Genomic DNA, 20,587 nt, shown 5'->3' with positions numbered 1-20,587 from the left:
GCGTGGACAACAGGGATGAACAAGAAAAAAAGCAAATCGACGAGTATAAGAAGAAGCCCTTCATTAATTTTGCCGATTCGATTAACCGCTCTGTGATCGGCGATTGGGGAGCCATTACAAGAGGGGGCTGTTTGGTCAGAATCGTGACAACCTTGGTCATTATCGGGATTCTGCTTATCTTCTTATTGCTCAAGTAACGTTGCTGCCTCTGGCGTAAAAGGGTTTCGGTTATGATCCGTTGTGATCATAGCCTTTTTTCTTTTACAGATCTTCTTCGGAAATCAGAAGGTGAGCCCTACTGATGCATTTCAACGATTTTCCCGTTATGATAGAAAAGAAAGCAGTTTATCCAACGAACAGGGAGTCTATGTGTTATGAGTAATTATCTGGAAATTCCGGAGTTTGAAGATTCCATTCCGTTTAGAATGTTCTTAAATGACGGTATGACGATTGTTTATCCTCATTGGCATACAGAGATCGAAATCATCTATTCGCGAAAAGGAAAGGTAAACATCGGGGTTGATGATACCATCGTTCAATTGGAGAAAGGGGAAATTTATATTTTCCCAAGTGGAGAAGCCCATTACTTCCTGGCTTCCCCGGATAGTGAACGTTATGTTTATCAGTTTAATCTGAAGCTGTTTGATGAGAAAATATTAAGAACCTCCGAGGACTCGTTGATAAGTCTCTTTGCATCCGGAGAACCGCATAGCCGGTATTGGCCCAAGGAGCTTACGCAGAAAGCAACAGAGCTGTTGGTTCAGCTTTATGGGGTCGAGGAGCAAAAACCCGCTGGCATGAAATATATGTCAGTAGGTTATCTGTATCAATTGATTGGGGAATTATATTTGCATTTACCCCGGCGCATCGCAGAAAAAGCGCAAACCAAACGCTCGGCCATTCAATATAAAGAAACGCTAGATCTGCTTAACCAGGTGTTTGAATATGTGGAGGATCGATTTCAGGAAGTCATTGTATTGGAGGATGTAGCCAAATTTGTAGGCTTTAGCCCGTACTACTTTACTCGTTTTTTCAAAACGAATACGGGGCAAACGTTTATGCAGTTCCTGACGGAATATCGGATTAATCAAGCCAAGTTTATATTAGCGAACGAGAAAATTCCCATGGTTGAAGTTGCTGAAAAGGCCGGCTTTAGCAGTGTGAAAACGTTCCACCATGTTTTTAAAGAAGCGGTTGGGCAATCGCCGCTGCAGTACCGGAAAAATTTAAATAACCATTAGCGTTAACGGGGTTATGAACCAGAAGTTTTTGGTTTGTAACCCATTTTTTATTCATGATGGCGCAATATTCGGGAATTTTCTGAAGGGAAAGCGGGAAGAAAGTGTCTTCCGGTTTGGCTATAATGAACTCAACCATTAAAAACGCTTTCAGGAGGATGGACATGACATTAAAAGTTGGAATTATTGGATGCGGCGGAATCGCCAATGGCAAGCATATGCCAGCACTTTCAAAGGTTGAAGAGGTAGAAATGGTGGCATTCTGCGACATCATCGTGGAACGCGCCGAAGAAGCGAAAGCGAAATACGGCACCCAGGATGCGCAGGTCTTTGATGATTACAAGAAAATGTTGGCGAACACGGATTTGGATGTGGTTCATGTTTGTACCCCTAACTCATCTCATGCCGAGTTGTCTATTGCTGCCATGGAGGCGGATTGCCATGTGATGTGTGAAAAACCGATGGCGAAAACATCCGAAGAAGCAAAAAGCATGATTGAAGCTTCCAAGCGTACCGGTAAAAAATTAACGATCGGCTATCAGAACCGCTTCCGGACCGATTCAAGATATTTGCATAATTTTTGCGAGGAAGGCGGATTAGGGGATATTTACTTTGCAAAAGCTCATGCGATTCGTCGCCGGGCTGTACCGACATGGGGTGTTTTCCTGGATGAAGAAGCCCAAGGCGGAGGTCCATTGATTGACATTGGTACCCATGCTCTGGACTTAACGCTCTGGATGATGAATAACTATAAACCTAAATATGTGGTTGGAAAAACCTATCATGAATTATCCCAAACCGAAAAGGCCGCGAATGCTTGGGGACCTTGGGATCCTGCTAAATTTACCGTAGAAGATTCCGCTTTCGGTTTCATTATGATGGAAAATGGCGCGACGATCTTTCTGGAATCAAGCTGGGCAATAAATAGCCTGGACGTGAAAGAAGCTAAAACCACCTTGTGTGGAACCAAAGCAGGTGCCGATATGAACAATGGCTTGACCATCAATGGCGAAGACCACAGCTTACTGTATGAGAAAAAAATAGAATTGCAAACGGGTGGTGTCGACTTCTACGATGGTGCGGGCGAGCGGCCGGAAATTCTTGAAGCGAAGTCCTGGGTCAATGCCATCCTCCATGATACCGAGCCTGTCGTGAAACCTGAGGAAGCCTTGATCGTTACTGCCATTTTGGAAGCCATCTATGAATCTTCAAAGACAGGAAAGCCGGTATATTTCTAGGAGGCGATCAGATGAAACCCCAAATTGCCCTGCAATTATGGAGCGTGAAAGAAGCTTGTGAAGAGAACTTTTTTGCGGCGTTAACAGAGGTGAAAAAAAGTGGCTATCAAGGCGTCGAATTTGCCGGGTACTATGGTAAAAGCGCTGCTGAAGTGAAAGGTTACCTGGACGAATTAGGCCTTAAGGTCGCCGCTTCTCACATCCCTTATGAAGCACTGCAAACAAATCTTGAAGAAACGGTAGCCTTCGAGAAAACGATTGGAAATACTCGCATCGTGGTCCCTTACGCCACCTTCAAAACCTTTGAAGAATGGAAAAGCTTCATTGCCGAGCTGGAGGAGATTGCCAAGAAAGTGGCTAAGGACGGCATGGAATTGATTTATCATAATCATGCGCATGAATTCACGGAAATTCCCGGCCAGGACATTCTGGATTACATGGTTAAAAATACGAAGCATATCCATCTGGAAACGGACCTTTACTGGCTGGCCTATTCCGGGACGGACGTACTCCCTTGGCTAGAGGAACACAAGGATCGCATCAGGCTCTTCCATATGAAAGATATGCAAGACTCCCCACGGGAAAGCACGGAGATTGGCTCTGGCATATTGCCGATGAAAGAGTACGCCCAAATGGCGAAGCAGCTGGATTTGCCGTGGTTGATTGTGGAACAAGAAGCGTTTCAACAATATCAGCCTCTGGGAGCAGCGGCGATAAATTGTCGGCAGCTGGGTGCAATTGTTGAGGAGGTCTATTCATGATTCAAGTCACCGTATGGAATGAATTTCGTCATGAAAAAACCGATAAAGCCGTTCAGGAAATGTACCCGGAGGGAATTCATGGCCAACTGGCCAAATTCCTGTCCGAAGATCAGTTCCAGGTGAAAACAGCCACCTTGGATGAACCGGAGCATGGCTTGACGGAAGAAACATTGGAGGATACCGATGTCCTGATATGGTGGGGACATATGGCTCATGACGAAGTCAGGGATGAGATTGTGGAACGCGTGCATAAGCGTGTTCTTGAAGGAATGGGGCTCGTTGTACTGCATTCGGGCCACTTTTCCAAAATCTTCAAAAAATTGATGGGCACCTCGTGCGATTTGAAGTGGCGGGAGGACGGCAAGCACTGCCGCATTTGGAATGTCAATCCGAGTCATCCGATCGTTGAGGGAATCGGCGAATATATCGAATTGGAAAAAGAAGAGATGTATGGCGAGCATTTTGATATTCCGGCACCTGATGAATTAGTATTTGTCAGCTGGTTCCCGGGGGGAGAAGTGTTCCGCAGTGGCTGCACTTACCGCCGAGGAAACGGAAAGATCTTTTATTTCCAACCTGGACATGAGACCTATCCGAGCTATTACAATGAAAAGGTGCAAAAGGTCATCAAAAATGCCATACGTTGGTGCGCACCAACCCAAAATATGTACCCGACTTATGGTCATTATGAAGCACGTGAAAAATAAAAAGGAGTGATAGTCAATGAAACTGGGTGTTTTTACTCCATTGTTTAACAATTTAAGCTTTGAAGAGATGATTGAGGAGGTTGCCAAGAAAGGCTTGCAGACGGTAGAAATTGGTACCGGCGGTTCTCCGGGCAACGCACATTTGGACATTGATAAACTACTGGCAAGCAGTGAGGCGAGAGCGGAATACTTGGCCAAATTAGCCGACAAAGGGCTGGAGATTTCCGCACTCAGCTGTCATAATAACCCGATTTCACCCGTGAAAGAAGTAGCTGCGGAGGCGGATGAGTTACTGCGCAAGACGATCAAACTGGCCAGCCTGATGAACGTTCCGGTTGTGAATGGTTTCTCCGGGGTGTCCGGCGGGAATGCCACCGATACCCATGTGAACTGGCCGGTATTGCCTTGGCCAACCGAATACGATGATAGCTATACCTATCAATGGGAACATAAATTGATCCCTTACTGGAAAGGCATTAACAAAGAAGCGGAAGCGGCCGGTGTGAAGATCGGCATTGAACTGCACGGCGGCTTCCTGGCCCATACCCCTTATACCATGCTGAAGCTGAGGGAAGCGACCGGCAAAGCCATAGGCTGCAACCTGGACCCAAGCCATTTGTGGTGGCAGGGCATTGATCCGGTAGCTGCTGTCAAAATACTTGGAGAAGCCGGTGCAATCCACCATTTCCACGCCAAAGATACTTATTTGGATCAGGACAATATCAATATGTACGGATTAACCGATATGCAGCCTTACGGTAATGTGAAGACTCGCGCATGGACCTTCCGCTCCGTTGGCTGTGGCCATGACTTGAAGGTTTGGTCCGACATTATTTCCGCATTACGTGTACACGGCTATGACTATGTTCTAAGTATCGAGCATGAGGATCCGATTATGTCCATCGATGAAGGATTGACTCGAGCGATCACCAACTTAAAATCGATTATGATTCATGAACAGCCCTCAGCGATGTGGTGGGCGTAAAGGAGCATCAGGAATTATGTCAATCATTAATTTTGTTGTAGTAGGCTATGGCGGCATGGGTTCCTACCATGCTCACCATCTTATACCGTCGGAAAAGGATCGGGTTCGCGTTGTGGGAACCTATGATATTTCCGAAGAAAGACAGCATATTTCCAAAGATAAGGGTTTCCAGGTTTATGGTAGTCTTGAAGAGGTGCTTAGTGACAGTTATATCGATGCCATCCTGATTGCTACACCGAACGATGTTCATAAAGAAATCGCGATCCAGGCTTTGCGAGCTGGAAAACACGTGGTTTGCGAAAAACCTGTGGCGATGAACACCCAGGAACTCGATGAAATTGTGGCGATTGCTGAAGAGACCGGAAATGTATTCATGGTTCACCAGAATCGTCGCTGGGACCCGGACTTTCTTATCATTCGGCAGCTGTATCAAAGCAAGAGAATAGGGGATATATTCCAAATTGAATCTCGTGTTCAAGGTGCCAACGGCATTCCGGGAGATTGGCGCCATTTGCAGAAACATGGGGGCGGCATGCTGCTGGATTGGGGAGTCCATTTGCTGGATCAGCTGCTATGGTTGGTAAACAGTCCCATCAAGAGCGTTCAGGCCGATTTAAGCTATATTTTAGGTGATGAAGTCGATGATGGATTTATGAGCTACATTACCTTTGAAAATGGGGTAAAGGCCTTGGTTGAGGTGGGCACGACCAACTATACCAAGCTTCCTCGCTGGTACGTGAAAGGGCTGGAAGGTACAGCAAAAATAAACGATTGGGATTTGTCCGGCGAGATCATTGCCGCTACCGGCCGTAAGGATATCCAGGCCCCGACGCCGATCCAAGCGGGTGTGGGGTTAACCAAAACGATGGCACCGCCTTCCGAAGAGGCAACCGAAAAAATCGCCTTCCCGGAACCGAAAGCCGATTTTGTTCCTTTTTATCAAAACTTCTATGAGGTCGTTCGTGAAGGTGCGGAGCCGATTGTGAAAAATCATGAGGTTCGTAATGTAATGAAGGTGATCGAAGAAATCTTTATGGTAAGTCATAATAACTAACTTGATGGATTCATTCCCGGTTGGTGAATAGAAACTTTTAATTATAGAACCGTCAAACTCTTTATAGGGTTTGGCGGTTTTTTATACACGTCAGATAAATCGTTCCCTCTATACGCCCATAGTTCTAGTTAAGCTCAGTCTCCCGACGGATGACGATTTCCATCTCGCGCAGGTTTTGCGAGAGGCGTGGAAGCAGTAAACTTGGACTATTCAATGTTTAGGAGGAATTACATATGGCACAGAAAACGAACAAGGCCCCTGGGGCCGGGGAGTGGGCTATCGAGGCGCAAGGACTCGTGAAAATTTACGGAAGCAACCGTGCGGTTGACGGGGTCGACCTGAAGGTTGGTACAGGCAGCATCTATGGCGTGCTCGGACCGAACGGGGCGGGGAAGACGACTACCATCCGCATGTTGGCCACCTTATTGCGGCCTGACGCCGGATCGGCGCGCATTTTCGGGCATGATGTGGTGAAGGAGCCGCAAATTGTACGGCAATTGATCGGAGTGACCGGCCAGTATGCGTCGGTCGATGAGTCGCTCAGCGCGACGGAGAATCTGGTGATCTTCTCTCGGCTGCTCGGGCTCGGGCGCACGGAGGCGAAGCGCAAGGCCGCCGATCTGCTGGAGGAATTCGGCCTTTCGGAAGCGGCCAAACGTCCGCTGAAAAATTTCTCCGGCGGAATGCGGCGCCGGCTGGATCTGGCTGCCAGCCTGATTGCGCAGCCACCGCTCATTTTTCTGGATGAACCGACGACAGGGCTGGATCCTCGTACGCGGACGCAAATGTGGGAGACGATTCGCCGCCTGGTGAATACGGGTTCCACCGTATTGTTAACGACGCAATACCTGGATGAGGCCGATCAGCTGGCCGACCGGATTGCGGTGATCGACCGCGGCCATGTCGTTGCCGAAGGCACTGTGGACGAACTGAAAACGTCTATCGGAACTTCATCGCTGCAATTAAGGGCCAAAAACCCGCAGGACATCGAGCCTGCCCGCCGGATCATCGAACGGGTGCTTGAGGTCCGATCCAATATATCGGCCGAAGCGGGGAAAATCACCGCGCCGATGGGGGATGCCGACCGAGTCACCGATCTGCTGATCGCTCTCCGCGAGGCGGGGATTCCGCTTGCCGAGGTGAGCGTGCAGAAGCCGACGCTCGACGAAGTATTTTTAACCATCACAGGTCATGGCGTCAAGGAAGATGAAACATCCAAGGATGAATCAAGACAAGTGGAGGCGTTAAGAGCATGAATACGACAACCATCAAACCCGGCGCCGTGCGCGCCTTAAAAAACCGTACCGGCTTCGGCCAATCGGTACGAAATTCGCTTACCATGGCTTATCGGGGGCTGCTGAAAATCCGGCGAACTCCGGAGCAGTTGTTCGACGTTACCCTACAGCCGATTATTTTCACCTTGATGTTTACCTACATTTTTGGCGGGGCCATTTCCGGAGACGTTCAGAGCTATCTGCCGGTTATCATTCCAGGTATTTTGGTGCAGACCGTCATATCGACTTCCATCGTCACCGGTGTGCAGCTGCGTGAGGATATGGAGAAGGGCGTATTCGACCGCTTCAAGTCGCTGCCGATTTCCCGAATCGCTCCGCTTGCAGGAGCACTGCTTGCCGATACGATTCGATATCTGATCGCCACCGTGCTAACCTTTCTGATGGGGTACATTATGGGTTACCGGCCAGAAGGCGGCATCGGATACGTGGCGCTCGCCGGGGTTCTCGTCATTGCGAGTTCCTGGGCGATTAGCTGGATTTTCGCCTTCTTCGGCGTCATTGCTCGCACTGCGTCAAGCGTGCAGGGAATTTCCATGCTGGTGCTGTTTCCGCTGACGTTCCTCTCCAACGCGTTTGTGCCGGTGGATACGATGCCGAATTGGCTTCGGTGGTTTGTCAACGTCAATCCCGTCTCGCATTTAGTCAGCGCCGTTCGTGATCTCGTTAATGCCGGAACTGCGGGAGTGGACCTTACCTATACTCTGATCGGCGCCGCTGTGATCGTAGCGATTTTTGCTCCAATCACCGTACGTGCTTATATGCGGCGGACATGAATTTAGCTGAAAGTCAGATGCTATCGTACGAATATTGAAGGCTGCCTTTAGGGCAGCCTTTTCTATTTTCACAGAGCTGGAAACTATTTTAGAAACGTCTACTCTAGCAATTTTGTGTTTTGGGCTAATAAATAGGGAGTATTCATTCCAGGATGTATCTTGTATAGTTGATATATGGTAAATGGAACACCATTATCAGTTCATACCGGAGGGATTTATGTGTGGTCTTATCTGATACGCCGCAGTGTCCATTCTTTAATCGTATTATTTATCATTACTAGTTTGTGCTTCTGTGCTATGCGTCTCATGCCCGGTAATTTTTGGATGCAGGCTCCAGGTTTAACAGAGGAGGATATCATATATGCCAATCAACAGAAGCACCTTTTCGGATTGGATCAGCCTTTCTTCAAACAGTATTTCGTGTGGATGAAACAACTACTTCGCGGTAGCTTAGGAATCGATTTTAATTATATACCTATTAATAACTACATTTGGAAGTATGTTTCGAACAGCTTGATCCTATTAGGCACGGCTTTTATCCTCACTTTAGCCATTGCTTTTCCGTGGGGTATCCACAACAGTAAGAAACCGAATGGTGCTTCCGACAAAATAGGTCTTGTTCTTAGCTTGATTGGTTATTGTATCCCGGTATTTGTGCTTGGACACTGGCTTCAAGCTGTATTCTCATTTCAATTATTATGGCTTCCGCCGAGTAGCATGCATGACCCCTCCAAGGTGGGAGAGTTCACAGATTTGCTAGTTCATATGGTTCTTCCGGTTTCCACGTTAACTATTGGCCTCCTTGCATACTACTTAAAATTTTTCCGTGAAAGCATGGTGGGAATTTTTCCGTCTAGTTTTTTAATAGCTGCCCGTGCCAAAGGCGTATCTGAAAAACGTGTGACGTATCGGCATGCCTTGAAAAACGGCTCAATCCCCATTATTACCGTAATCATGCTTGATTTCCCAACTTTAATATCCAGCTCTGCGGTTGTTGAAAATGTATTTAATTGGAATGGCATTGGGACGCTGATGGTACATTCCGTTTCCCAGAGGAACTATCCAGTATTGATTGCCATCATATTGATTATTGCTACATTTGTGGTTCTAGCCAATTGGCTGGCTGATATGTTATATGTTATTGTCGATCCTCGCGTAAAGCTAAGCCGAAAGATAAGTGACATATGAAATACAACCCCCGAATAATTAACGCCCCAGCCTAGCATAAGAACTGTTTAAGGTTGGGGCTCTACGCGATTACCAGATCATTATACTTATCTTATCTCCTCATCGTCAGCGGCATCCCATTCTCTGTAAAACTGCTCCAGAAATTGCAGCATAAATTCATGTCTGGCTTCCGCCATTTCTTTGGCATGCTTGGTATTCATCAAGTCTTTCAGCTTTAGCAGCTTCTCGTAAAAATGATGGATGGAAGTGTTGTCTGCGCTGCGGTAGTCGACCTCCGAAAAATCACGCCCCGGCTCGTGCATGGACCGACCTTTTGATCCCCCATAAGCAAAGGTTCTCGCAATGCCGATTGCCCCGATCGCGTCAAGTCTGTCCGCATCCTGAACGATTTGCCCCTCCAGTGTAGACATAGGAGGGTTCTTTCCGCCATTGTAAGACATGGTTGAAATAATCTCCAACACCTTAGAAATCACGGATTGATCGGAGACATGCTCGTCCAACCAGTCGCGAACTTTTGCCAGACCGGCTTCTTTGGATGGATTGAGCTTCTCATCCGCCACGTCATGCAGTAAAGCCGCCAACTCGCAGATGAACAAATCTGCTTGCTCTTTACGAGCCAATGCAAGTGCCGAATTTCTAACCCTATGTATATGCCACCAGTCGTGGCCGCTGCCATCACTGCCATGCGCTTCCTGAACAAAACGTTCTGCCTGTTCGATGATAGATTTTTGCTGCTCAGACATTTTAATTCACTGCCTTTCCGTAGTTTTGCGCTCAAAAAGCATCGATCTTCATGTTACCTCAAACCTAGTAATTTATAAACTTGTGGTAGGTAAGTCACTTGTATGGGCATGCCAATCATAATATGATTCTGTTGCGAAGTAAATAGTAAGCGCTTACATTACTATGGATTTATCTAAAAATAGAACCAGAGTGACAGAAAGATTTCACCCACCCTTAAATATACTGTCTATATTAGCTTTGCTTACTTAACTGGATGGAGGGAGTGCTTCGATAAATGATGTTGACTAAGGACAGGAGCAGTAATGGCTTTTTCCGCAGAGAAAGGAAGCGATTGAGACAAGCTCAAGGGAATGTGCTTTTGAAGCTTCTAATATCGGTATTTCTTCTGGGAAGTGCCACGGGGTGTTTTCATTTAGATCAGGCCGAAAAAAAAGAGACGCCTTCTGGTGATAGTTCCCCATCGATTAGCATTGTCATCTCCAGTCTTGGCATGACCTTTCCAGCCGGAATGGACGAGAACGACAACCGCTATCTGAATTATATAGAAGAGCGGACTGGGCTCGATATTCAGGTCAACACACCCCCTCCCGAGGTATACAATGAGAAGCTTGATGTCATGATGTCTTCCGGTAATCTCCCCGATCTACTGCACGTCTATGAGCCGGTGTGGTTCGATAATTATGTCAAGCAAGGGGCTTTCAAGCCTCTGGACGAGTTGATCGATCAATACGGCCCTCATCTGAAACAGAAAATTCCCGCTGAAATATGGGACAGGGTCAAATACGGCGGAAAAATCTACGCGGTACCAAGCCTTAACGAAGTCACAGGCGTTGAGCTAATGTACGCAAGAAAGGACTGGCTTGATCGACTGGGATTGAAGCCTCCGAAAACGCTCGACGAATACTATAAAGTCATTCGGTCTTTCACGTTGGAAGACCCGGATGGCAATGGCAAACAGGACACAACAGGTTTGACATTTACTACAAATCTCGGACGTTCATCCCCGTTTTTCGGCGCATTCGGCACCCAACTGAACACCTGGTTTAAGCGAGATGGGAGGTTAGTGAACGGAAATGTTCTGCCTGAAACGAAAGAGGCGCTCGGGTTTCTGTCCCGGTTGTATCAAGAGGGGTTGCTGGAGCGTGAATTCCCCTTAAATCTGCAAGCGAATCTATTTGAAAAGATTGAAAATGGAAAGGTGGGTCTCTTCTCGGCTACTTGGTATGATACGCGCGGGCCGATTGCGGCCAATATGAAAAAGGATCCAAATGCCAGGTGGATTCCTCTGGAATATCCGACAGGACCTCGAGGGGAGAAGGGAGTGTATGGAAAAGATATCATCCGCGGCTACAATGTAATTCCTGCCGGATCAGCGAATGCGGCGGAAGTGATTAAGCTGCTCGATTTTATTGCAGCCGACTATAAAACGTTGAAGCTGGGCTTTGAAAATGAAATTTGGTGGTGGCAGGACGGCGCGATCGTTACGGATTTTGCCCGGCATGATGAAAATTTATATCGAGGAATCTATCAATCGCTGGTGGATGTTCCGGATGAGGTGTTGTTTAAGGAACGGCTTGATTCTCTTGGGAATTTCAATCTGTACAACAATATACAGACCATAAATCAGAATATTATCCCAAACGCATTTTATGGAATTCCTACTCCTGCTATGGGCAAGTACAGCAAGAAGCTCGATAAATTAGAAGATGTTTTTGAGAAGATCATTTTGGAAATTGAACCGCTTGATGCATTTGACCAATATGTCGAGTTGTGGGAAAAGGAGGGCGGAGATGAAATTACGAAGGAGGTCAACCATTGGTATGACAAGCAAAGATAAAGGCAGTATCCGGGGAGTGGAGGAGGAGTACGGTGATTCGATGGATCGTAGGCCGGTTTTCGCAGCATATTCAAATCCGTTTGACAGGTTATTTTTTGCTAATCCTGCTGCCACTTGTTCTCATTAGTCTGTTTGCCATTGAACGATCAAGAGATATTCTTTACGAACAGGCGATGGAACGTACGGAAATAGCTCTCGCTTCGGCCATGAACCACTTTGATCTGGTATTTCAAAATGTAGAAGAGATTTCAACGCTGATCGCAGCCGATCCGGAAATCAATGACCTGCTGAACAGCAATAGCCGTGACTTCACCCCGCAGTCGATCATGGGTTTTTCTTATATATTGGAGCAATTATCCAACTCCGTTTCGGTCAATCGATACATCTCTCAGATTTCGTTATACCATCAGGCGACTAACATGGTGATTTCCACGCATTACGGCGGCAAGAGATTGATAGGCGATGCGCAAAAAGAGTGGTTTGTGGAAACTGCCCGAAAAAACGGCACAGGTATTTCCTACATAAAGTCGGATTATCCGGTAACCGAAGGGCTGACTTTCGGACAGCTCATGAATATTGACAGCATCTCGCTCCTGCGAGCGATGGATTTATATAACAGCGACCGGCAAGCCAATTTGCTGGTAGTTACCTTTAGCAAGAATAAATTAATGAATATTATTAAGGCACTGTTGCCTTCCGAGCATAGCCGGATCGCTTTATCGAATGATCGGGGAGATGTGCTGCTTGAAGCAGGCAGAGCCCCTGACGAAAGTGTATCCGATCAGGATATGACCGTAACGAAAGCCTCCGATTATTCTTCATGGCGACTTACCCTGATTCAACCAAAGCGTGAATTGTATAAGGAGACGGACCAACTGCGGCTTTTTACGATAACCATTATTGGACTCAGTATTCTGCTTGCCTTCATTATTTCATGGGTTGTCTATAGTGGAATTGCGTCTCCTGTCCTTAAACTGTCCAAGGGAATGAAGCGGCTGAGCAGGGGAGAACTGAATACTCTTGTAGATACAAGTAGGAAGGATGAGTTCGGTTTTCTGATCCAATCGTTCAACAAGATGGCGATGGTGCAAAAGCATTTGATCGAGGATCATTATGAGCAGCAGCTGCGTTTAAAAACGACCGAGCTCAAGTTTCTACAATCGCAGATCAACCCGCATTTTTTATACAACACGCTGGATTCGATATATTGGATGGCCAAAAATTATGACGCTGCGGAAATTAGCGAGATGGTGATGAATCTTTCTAAGTTTTTCCGTTTGAGTCTAAACAAAGGCCGACAGCTCTTCACGATGGAGGAAAGTATAGCTCATTTGCACTATTATTTACGGATTCAGCAGCTTCGATTTATGGATAATTTCCGCGTGGAATATCGGATTTCCGAGGATAGCAAACAAATTCCGCTTCTGAAGCTGCTTCTTCAGCCATTAGTAGAAAATGCGATCATTCACGGCATGGAAGGAAGGTCATCGGGTGGAGTAGTGATCATATCAAGCTGGGTTGATCAGGGAAATACGGTGATGATTCGTGTCCAAGACAACGGCCCGGGAATCGAGGCAGAACGACTGATTTATATTCAGCAAGAGCTGGATAACACGGACTACCATAGGGTTCCGGTTTATTCCGTTGACGAGGAAAACGCGAAGGATTTGTTTGGCTTGCGAAATGTGCTTAGTCGAATGAAGCTTTATTACGGCGAGGAGTCAAAACTCATCGTTCAAAGTGCTGCCGGTGAGGGGACGGCTGTTACGATATCTATTCCTTTAGAACGCTGCAGGGGAACTAATGATGAATTGTAAAAGGGGGGCACCAAACCGATGAATCTGATGATTGTGGAGGACGAGCCACGGCTGCGTCATGCGCTGGGCTTTAATATTCCTTGGGATCAGCACGGAATTGAAATGGTTGGACTCGCGTCAAACGGTCTGGAGGCGTTAAGACTTATCGAGCTTAAAAAGCCGGATATCATCCTAGTGGATTTGCAAATGCCCGGGATGGATGGACTTACCATGCTGAAGGAACTCAGAGACCGCCACGAGATGAGCAAACTGATGAAATTTATCATTTTAAGCGGACATGACAGCTTTGAATTTGCTCAAATTGCTCTGAAACAGGGCGTTTTCCGGTATTTGCTTAAGCCAGCCGGAGAGGAAGAAATTCTAGAGGCTGTGCTCGAAGCAAGACGGCAGCTCCATAGCGAGTTAGAGCAGTGGCGGCGAAATGCTGCGCTGGAGATGCAATGGGAGAACAACCTGCCGCATCTGCAGAACCTGTTCTTTCTCCAGTGGGTTAACGGAAAGCATACAAGTGAGGAGATTTTGAGCAAGAGTAAGGAATTACATATCCAGTTGCATGGGGAAGACCGCATTGCGGTTGCGGTAGTGGATCTGGATCCTTTACTTGAGGATGAGCATCATCTCGAGAAAGAGGAGCTAGGGATGCTGAAATTCACGATGCAGTGTCTGGCGTTGGAATTGCCATGGTCTCCACCCTGCTGGGTCACTTCAGATTCAGATCAAAAGCTGCTGCTGATCTTTGTCGTAAGTTCGGATCAGGAGCCAAAAGAAGCACTACTGCGAATAAATGCCGATCTATCCAAGCTTCTTTCGCAGAGTAAAGAAGTGCTGCAGATAACAGCTAGTGCAGGAATCTGTGCTTCTCTTGGAGCGTTAGAGGATATGAATGTATTGTATGAGCAGGCCTGCCTAGCTCTTCAGGAGCGCATTGTCTATGGGCATAATATTGTCATCTCTTATCGGGATTTGCACAAAGAGGACGCCCAGATTATCGTAGTCAAGCAGCATGTGGAAAAGGAGCTGGAAATTGCTCTGGAGACCGCGGATGAAATCAAAGCGATGGTGGCGTTAAGGGGATTATGGGAAGAGACTTTCTCTCAGACCGAATGCTCCTATATGTTTCAAGAGGCGGTCCTCTTCATGAACAGCTTCTTTACCCGGCTGATTCAAAAACGGGGCTGGACGATCAAGCAGGTGATAGGTGAGGATGCTAAGTTTTTCCAAAATGTGAATCTGCTCACCACCAAAACGCAAACCTGGTCGTTCATGGTTAGAACAGTTAAGCATATCGTGACCTATATGGAGGAACAGCGGAAAACAAGCAGCAATCAGGTGGTAAAGGATATTATTAACCTGCTGAACGAGGAAATGGATCAAGAACTGACCCTGCATACAGTGGCTGACCGACTATATATCAATTCCTCGTACCTCAGCCGTCTGTTCAAGCAAGAGATGGGAGTCGCCTTCTCCAATTATGTGCTGGAGCGTAAGATGGAGCGGGCCAAGTCCTTGCTGCAGGAAGGGCATAAGGTTTACGACGCCGCACGCTTGGTGGGTTATCGTGATGTCAGTTATTTTACGAAGGTGTTCCGAAAATATTGGGGGGTTAACCCCGGAGAGTTTAAGGGTCAAAGCGGGTAACCATCGGGTGGCAACACGCTGGCAGGGATTGTGGAGCATCACAACGCTTACTTTTTTCGATCGATTCGGGTTCGATGATCTCGAGTGAGAAAGTATCATTCGTATCAAGCACTTGCCAAAGAAGGCTACCAGCATGAACCCAAATTATTCAATCCTGTGGAGAATTCGGCATAAGAATCCAATTTCTTTATAAAAGGATGATGGTACCTTCATTTTGGATTAATGATATATAATGGGATGTAAATTTGATAATAAACAACTCTCTTTTGATTTTGTGTAATTTCTAATATCGTTTCAATATGCGCGTGTTCTTTAGCTTGAATCCCCATTCGACTTAATAATGCAATCGGTTTTTGTAATAACCGCCTCACGAACTCCTTTCCATGCTCATCAAAAGAACTACAAATGACAGGATAGATCAGAGATTTTCCACCTTCTATAACGATAGGAACTGAACTTTGCATTGGTAAATTTAATCGATGAGCAATCTGTTGTTCAATAGCCAGTCCATATTGATATTCATCTGTATGATTAGACACTAATGTGGCTTGTTTAGTTAAAGGAAAATGATCGATCCAGCTCTTTAGCTGTTCACTCTTTGTTTCGTCTAATTCAACAAAATCCAATTGTTTAGAATGAGGGAGAAAATACATGGCTGGTGTTTCCTCAATGGTCCAATTACCTTCAAACTGATCTTGATTAATTTGATGCAAGTGTTTTTGTATATGCTCGGCTTCTTTTAATAAAAGTTGTTTTTCGAAAAGTTCAGTATGGATATCCTCTATTTTTTCTTGTATTTTAATGCTCATTTCCTCTGTCGTACAGTTTTTGAGCATACTAGCGATTTCTCGTAACGTAAATCCTAATTTTTGTAGCTGTTTTATTCTTAAAATTGTTGGCGTTTGTGTAAAGCCATAATAGCGATAGCCGTTAATTTCATTTTTGTTACTTGTTATCAAATGATATTTCTCATAATGCTTTAGTAAGCTGGTGGTTACACCTAAGTTTTTAGCAAATGTACCGATTTTGTACTCTGCCATCCTCAAATCCCCCCTTGAAATTGTGTTTGGAAGCCCCCAATATAGCATGTTCACTTTATTTTTACTGTTGTTTTCCTCATAGGAGCCCTTTACGTGATTCTAACATGCAGGTTTAAAATGAATTTGTGAAAAAAATAACAAATGGGATAACGTGATGAAATTCAGCAAAATTTTTCTCATTATTATTCTTGCTGCGTCATTGCTTACGGGATGCGCACAAGACCAAGTGTACATGAGTAATCCATCTCACCAATCAGCGGGAGCAAAAAATTCCTACACAGCCGGTACTTATACGGGGACAGCAAAAGGTCATAATGGTCCCGTAAAAGTCAAGGTAACATTTACGAAATCAAAAATTACTAAGATTGAAGTTACTGAGCAAAATGAAACCGAATCGATCGCTGAGGGGGCGATTAAAAAGATACCTAAACAAATCGTAGATCATCAATCCCTTGCTGTAGACGCCGTTTCAGGTGCATCAGAGGTGAGCGCAGCGATTTTAGCAGCAGTGGAGGACGCTGTAAAACAAGCAGGCGGCAATGTAGAAAATTTGAAGTCAAACAAAATTGTCAAAGAAGGAAAAGATGAAGAAATATCTACACAAATTGTTGTTGTCGGCGGAGGAGCTTCAGGTACGGCGGCTGCATTAAAAGCTGTAGAATTCGGTGGTGACGTTGTTGTTGTAGAGACAACAGCTAGCCCGATGGGACAAGGAACCATGGCAGGAGGGATGTTTGCAGCAAATTCTTCTCAGCAAATCAAACAAAATAAGACAGTAGATCCAAAATGGTTTTATGAGCAATATGTGAAGACAGGAAATTATATGGTTAATGCAGGACTATTATCCAAAGTTATTAATAATTCGGGACATGTGGTGGACTGGCTAGAGCAAAATGGCGGTAAATTCACACTGGCACATCCCGGAACGGGGTCTTATTATGAGCACGTGCTAACTCACCCTAATTCAACTCTGCACGGTTATACCGAAGGTGGCGCAAAGACAATCACTGCTTTGCACCAAACGATTCAAGATAAGGGCGGTAAAATTCTATACAACACTAAAGCAACGGAATTGATAATGGATGGAAAGAAAGTCACAGGAATTAAGGCTGAGAAAGAAGATGGAGGAACGCTAACTATTAAAGCCGATAAAGTCATATTGGCAACAGGTGGTTTTGGCGGCAATGAGAAGCTCGTTAAAGAAACGTTTGGAGAAGGGTATGGACGAAGCAGAGTAGCAACGAATATTGGGACAGGAATTGCTATGGCGAAGACCGCTGGGGGAGATGCGGATTATAATAAAGCAATTATGATGCATTATGGTGTATCCAGAGGAGGAACCGATTGGGGAACTGTAATTAATTCTGCCTTACTAAATCCTTTTTTACATGTAGACGTGGATGGAAATCGGTTTATGAACGAAGAGGATTTTATTTTTGAACCTATCAAGTCTGCGAATGTCATTAGTTCACTTCCACAAAAAACGGCATATGAAATATTTGACCAAACGATGATTGATGTGGTGAAGGCAAAAGGATTTGCTGGGATTACAGACATTTATGCTGGAGACTTAGCAGATAATCCAACTAAATTTGTAGAAGTTGGTCATGAGATTGATACCTCCAAAAACTACAAGCTAAGTCATACCCCTACAGACTTAACAAAAGATATTGAAAAATTAGTATCTGAAGGCAAAATCATTAAAGCAGATTCTGTGGAGGAAATGGAACAAAAATTAAACATGACCAACCTCGTCAGCACCGTAAAAAGGTATAATGAGTTATGCGCTCTAGGAAAAGATACGGACCACTTTAAATCTGCTAAATATTTAGATAATGTAGAAGGCACTGTATATGCGGTCAAAATCACACCTTCTGTATTTTTAGGTACATTAGGTGGTATTAGAGTCAACGACAATCTACAAGTACTAAATAAAGAGGGCAAGGCTATAAATGGGTTATATGCTGTCGGATCTGACTCAAGCGGTGTATACAATGACAGCTATGTATATTTTGAAGGTGGTACGTTAGGTTATGCGTATGGCTCAGGATATATTGCTGGTGAACATGCGGCAAAAGCGCTAAGCAATAAAAAATAATGCAGTTGAAGGATATCAGGTTCGAGTCCTGTTAGGGAGCCAGAGTTTATGGTAAAAGAAGTCGATTGCTATAGCAATCGGCTTCTTTTTTAGCCTTCCGCAAGCTTTACACTCGAGATCGGCCTAAGCATTCAAACATCATATTACCAAAAAAGGTAATTACCCTCGCCTACTCAGCAATCCCATCCATCATTAAAATTTGAAATAACAAGGAGATGAATGAAAAGGAAGGGGGGGGCCGATGAAACCCACGATAGAACCCTCACCGGCGCCGCGCGAAGCCATCAAGGGGAAACGAGGCTTCTGGAGCCGCTTGGGCATGGACATTCGGAAGGAATGGGATCTTTATCTGCTGCTCATTCCGGGGATCTTGTTTGTTTTGCTGTTCAAATATACACCGATGTACGGAATCACGATCGCTTTTAAGGATTTCAACATCTTCACCGGGTTTGCCGACAGCCCGTGGGTTGGCTGGAAGCACTTCGAGAAGCTGTTTACATCTCCGGATTTCGCGCAAGTTTTCAAGAATACGGTCATCATCAGCATTTTGAAAATTGTGATCTTGTTTCCACTTCCCATTCTAATCGCCCTGATGCTTAATGAGCTCCGGAATATGATTTTTAAGCGTACGGTACAAACCGTGATCTATCTTCCGCATTTCCTGTCTTGGGTTATCGTTGGCGGGTTGTTTATTGATCTTCTATCGACGAACGGCGGGATTGTAAACAAAGCCTTAACTGCTATGGGACTAGAGCAAATCGCCTTCTTTCTGGATAACAGCGTGTTCCGAAGTGTTCTGATCACCTCCGCAGGCTGGAAGGAAACCGGTTGGAGCACCATTGTGTATTTGGCGGCGTTTACCACCATTGATCCACTCTTGTATGAAGCCGCAAAAATCGACGGAGCCGGAAGATGGAAGCAGCTGTGGCATATTACGCTGCCTGGCATCGCGCCAATTATCATTCTGATGTTTATTCTGCGGCTCGGCAACATCCTTGAGGCCGGGACTGAGCAAATATTAGTCATGTACAATCCGGTGGTCTACCAAGTGTCGGATGTCATTGGAACTTACGTTTACCGCATGGGGCTTGGCAGTCAGGACTATAGCTTTTCGACAGCAGTAGGTCTATTTGAAGCCGTCATCTCCTTCACGTTAGTGATCGCAGGCAACGCCATGAGCAGAAAGTATCTACAGCGCGGCATTTGGTAAGAAGGGGGAGTGAAAAATATGGATCACAAACAAGCTTTGGCAGGAATCAATACCAAACGCGGGGTTATAAAAACCTCGTTTGCAGAGAAATGTTTTTCCGTATTCAATTATGTTTTTTTCATTCTTCTGGGATTAACAACACTGCTTCCTTTTGTCAATTTGCTTGCCAAATCCTTAAGCAGTGAAAGCGCTGTTATATCTGGCAAAGTAGGATTGCTTCCGGTAGGAGTCCAATTTGAGACGTTTAAATACGTGCTTCAGGATTCGATGTTTTTGAATTCACTAAAGGTATCGGTATTTCTTACCGTGATCGGTACGGTATGCAGCTTACTTGTCACCACGCTGACGGCATATCCGTTATCCAAGCAGCGGCTTCGCGGGAGGAAGGGACTATTGCTATTCTTCGTGTTCACTATGCTCTTTAGCGGTGGTTTGATACCGACCTATCTGCTGATGCAGAACCTGAACCTGGTAAACTCCTTCCCGATTTTGTTCCTGCCGGCGATGGTCAATGTATACAACATGCTGATTATTAAAAATTATTTTGAAGGCCTTCCGGATGAGCTGGAGGAGTCCGCCAAGCTCGATGGTGCGGGAAATATCCGTATATTGATATCGGTGATGCTCCCCTTGTCCCTGCCGGTGATGGCCACAATTGGACTATTTTTTGCGGTGGCCTTCTGGAACGATTATTTTTCAGCGATGATTTACATTACCGATCCGACGATCAAGCCGATGCAGCTTTATTTGAAGGAGCTTCTTGTTTCATCCAGCGGAGATTTTCTGAAAAATAACGTGGATGCCGCGATTAACACCACACCACAGTCCATTCAAGCCTCCTCGATTTTACTTGCAACCATTCCGATTTTGCTGGTTTATCCCTTCTTGCAAAAGTATTTTGTGAAAGGTGTGCTGGTCGGTTCGATCAAGGGCTGATCCAATAGCACTTCTTAAAGGGGGTGAT

The 20,587-nt window shown here is 45.5% G+C and carries 18 protein-coding genes; 16 read left to right on the top strand and 2 right to left on the bottom strand.

Annotation, left to right across the window (positions count from 1 at the left end):
• Nucleotides 1–2: 2 nt before the first annotated feature.
• The 10 genes from ACFQ3W_RS06500 to ACFQ3W_RS06455 all read left to right on the top strand — a co-directional run bounded on the left by ACFQ3W_RS06500 (nucleotide 3) and on the right by ACFQ3W_RS06455 (nucleotide 9,239).
• Nucleotides 3–197 carry a hypothetical protein gene (locus ACFQ3W_RS06500; RefSeq protein ID WP_379317829.1) on the top strand — a complete coding sequence of 65 codons (195 nt, stop codon included), beginning with the start codon at nucleotides 3–5 and terminating at the stop codon, nucleotides 195–197.
• Nucleotides 198–374: 177 nt separating this feature from the next.
• Nucleotides 375–1,241 carry an AraC family transcriptional regulator gene (locus tag ACFQ3W_RS06495; RefSeq protein ID WP_379317827.1) on the top strand — a complete coding sequence of 289 codons (867 nt, stop codon included), beginning with the start codon at nucleotides 375–377 and terminating at the stop codon, nucleotides 1,239–1,241.
• Nucleotides 1,242–1,402: 161 nt separating this feature from the next.
• Complete coding sequence (locus ACFQ3W_RS06490; RefSeq protein WP_379317968.1) at nucleotides 1,403–2,476, top strand: Gfo/Idh/MocA family protein; 1,074 nt, start codon at nucleotides 1,403–1,405, stop codon at nucleotides 2,474–2,476.
• A gap of 11 nt (nucleotides 2,477–2,487) precedes the next feature.
• Complete coding sequence (locus tag ACFQ3W_RS06485) at nucleotides 2,488–3,237, top strand: sugar phosphate isomerase/epimerase family protein (protein ID WP_379317825.1); 750 nt, start codon at nucleotides 2,488–2,490, stop codon at nucleotides 3,235–3,237.
• Nucleotides 3,234–3,944: a ThuA domain-containing protein gene (locus tag ACFQ3W_RS06480; protein ID WP_379317823.1), complete on the top strand. Its 711-nt coding sequence runs from the start codon at nucleotides 3,234–3,236 to the stop codon at nucleotides 3,942–3,944. Before ACFQ3W_RS06485 ends, ACFQ3W_RS06480 begins: the two co-directional genes overlap by 4 nt.
• Before the next feature lie 16 nt (nucleotides 3,945–3,960).
• A complete protein-coding gene (locus ACFQ3W_RS06475) occupies nucleotides 3,961–4,929 on the top strand; it encodes a sugar phosphate isomerase/epimerase family protein (protein WP_379317821.1) in 969 nt (322 codons plus the stop codon).
• Nucleotides 4,930–4,945: 16 nt separating this feature from the next.
• Nucleotides 4,946–5,983, top strand: a complete 1,038-nt coding sequence (locus tag ACFQ3W_RS06470) for a Gfo/Idh/MocA family protein (protein ID WP_379317819.1) — start codon at nucleotides 4,946–4,948, stop codon at nucleotides 5,981–5,983.
• Nucleotides 5,984–6,216: 233 nt separating this feature from the next.
• Nucleotides 6,217–7,239, top strand: coding sequence for an ATP-binding cassette domain-containing protein (locus tag ACFQ3W_RS06465; RefSeq protein WP_379317817.1), 1,023 nt, complete (start codon nucleotides 6,217–6,219; stop codon nucleotides 7,237–7,239).
• On the top strand, nucleotides 7,236–8,051 hold the full coding sequence (locus tag ACFQ3W_RS06460; RefSeq protein ID WP_379317815.1) for an ABC transporter permease: 816 nt from the start codon (nucleotides 7,236–7,238) through the stop codon (nucleotides 8,049–8,051). Before ACFQ3W_RS06465 ends, ACFQ3W_RS06460 begins: the two co-directional genes overlap by 4 nt.
• 219 nt (nucleotides 8,052–8,270) lie before the next feature.
• On the top strand, nucleotides 8,271–9,239 hold the full coding sequence (locus ACFQ3W_RS06455) for an ABC transporter permease (protein ID WP_379317813.1): 969 nt from the start codon (nucleotides 8,271–8,273) through the stop codon (nucleotides 9,237–9,239).
• Between the two features lie 86 nt (nucleotides 9,240–9,325).
• Here the strand turns inward: ACFQ3W_RS06455 and ACFQ3W_RS06450 are convergent, their stop codons facing one another.
• Complete coding sequence (locus ACFQ3W_RS06450) at nucleotides 9,326–9,982, bottom strand: HD domain-containing protein (RefSeq protein WP_379317811.1); 657 nt, start codon at nucleotides 9,980–9,982, stop codon at nucleotides 9,326–9,328.
• A gap of 278 nt (nucleotides 9,983–10,260) precedes the next feature.
• Here ACFQ3W_RS06450 and ACFQ3W_RS06445 point away from each other — a divergent pair, with 278 nt between their 5' ends.
• Genes ACFQ3W_RS06445 through ACFQ3W_RS06435 form a run of 3 tightly spaced genes read left to right on the top strand, consistent with a single transcriptional unit; the run spans nucleotide 10,261 to nucleotide 15,275 of the window.
• A complete protein-coding gene (locus ACFQ3W_RS06445) occupies nucleotides 10,261–11,820 on the top strand; it encodes an extracellular solute-binding protein (RefSeq protein WP_379317966.1) in 1,560 nt (519 codons plus the stop codon).
• 32 nt (nucleotides 11,821–11,852) lie between these two features.
• Nucleotides 11,853–13,637: a sensor histidine kinase gene (locus tag ACFQ3W_RS06440; protein WP_379317809.1), complete on the top strand. Its 1,785-nt coding sequence runs from the start codon at nucleotides 11,853–11,855 to the stop codon at nucleotides 13,635–13,637.
• Between the two features lie 18 nt (nucleotides 13,638–13,655).
• Complete coding sequence (locus ACFQ3W_RS06435) at nucleotides 13,656–15,275, top strand: response regulator transcription factor (RefSeq protein WP_379317807.1); 1,620 nt, start codon at nucleotides 13,656–13,658, stop codon at nucleotides 15,273–15,275.
• 209 nt (nucleotides 15,276–15,484) lie between these two features.
• On the opposite strand, the gene ACFQ3W_RS06430 is transcribed toward ACFQ3W_RS06435, so the two are convergent.
• Complete coding sequence (locus ACFQ3W_RS06430) at nucleotides 15,485–16,315, bottom strand: MerR family transcriptional regulator (protein ID WP_379317805.1); 831 nt, start codon at nucleotides 16,313–16,315, stop codon at nucleotides 15,485–15,487.
• Between the two features lie 154 nt (nucleotides 16,316–16,469).
• Between ACFQ3W_RS06430 and ACFQ3W_RS06425 the strand changes: the two genes are divergently transcribed.
• From ACFQ3W_RS06425 to ACFQ3W_RS06415, 3 genes are all read left to right on the top strand, one after another.
• The gene (locus tag ACFQ3W_RS06425; protein ID WP_379317803.1) at nucleotides 16,470–18,413 is read left to right on the top strand and encodes an FAD-dependent oxidoreductase; all 1,944 of its coding nucleotides are present in this window, start codon (nucleotides 16,470–16,472) and stop codon (nucleotides 18,411–18,413) included.
• 241 nt (nucleotides 18,414–18,654) lie between these two features.
• The gene (locus tag ACFQ3W_RS06420; RefSeq protein WP_379317801.1) at nucleotides 18,655–19,623 is read left to right on the top strand and encodes an ABC transporter permease; all 969 of its coding nucleotides are present in this window, start codon (nucleotides 18,655–18,657) and stop codon (nucleotides 19,621–19,623) included.
• Nucleotides 19,624–19,641: 18 nt separating this feature from the next.
• A complete protein-coding gene (locus tag ACFQ3W_RS06415; RefSeq protein WP_379317799.1) occupies nucleotides 19,642–20,559 on the top strand; it encodes a carbohydrate ABC transporter permease in 918 nt (305 codons plus the stop codon).
• Nucleotides 20,560–20,587: the final 28 nt, after the last annotated feature.

The sequence above is a fragment of the Paenibacillus puldeungensis genome (assembly GCF_042678945.1).
Lineage (GTDB): Bacteria > Bacillota > Bacilli > Paenibacillales > Paenibacillaceae > Fontibacillus > Fontibacillus puldeungensis.
The sequence above is the reverse complement of the archived record's forward strand: the minus strand, read 5'-3'. Positions and strand labels throughout refer to the sequence as shown.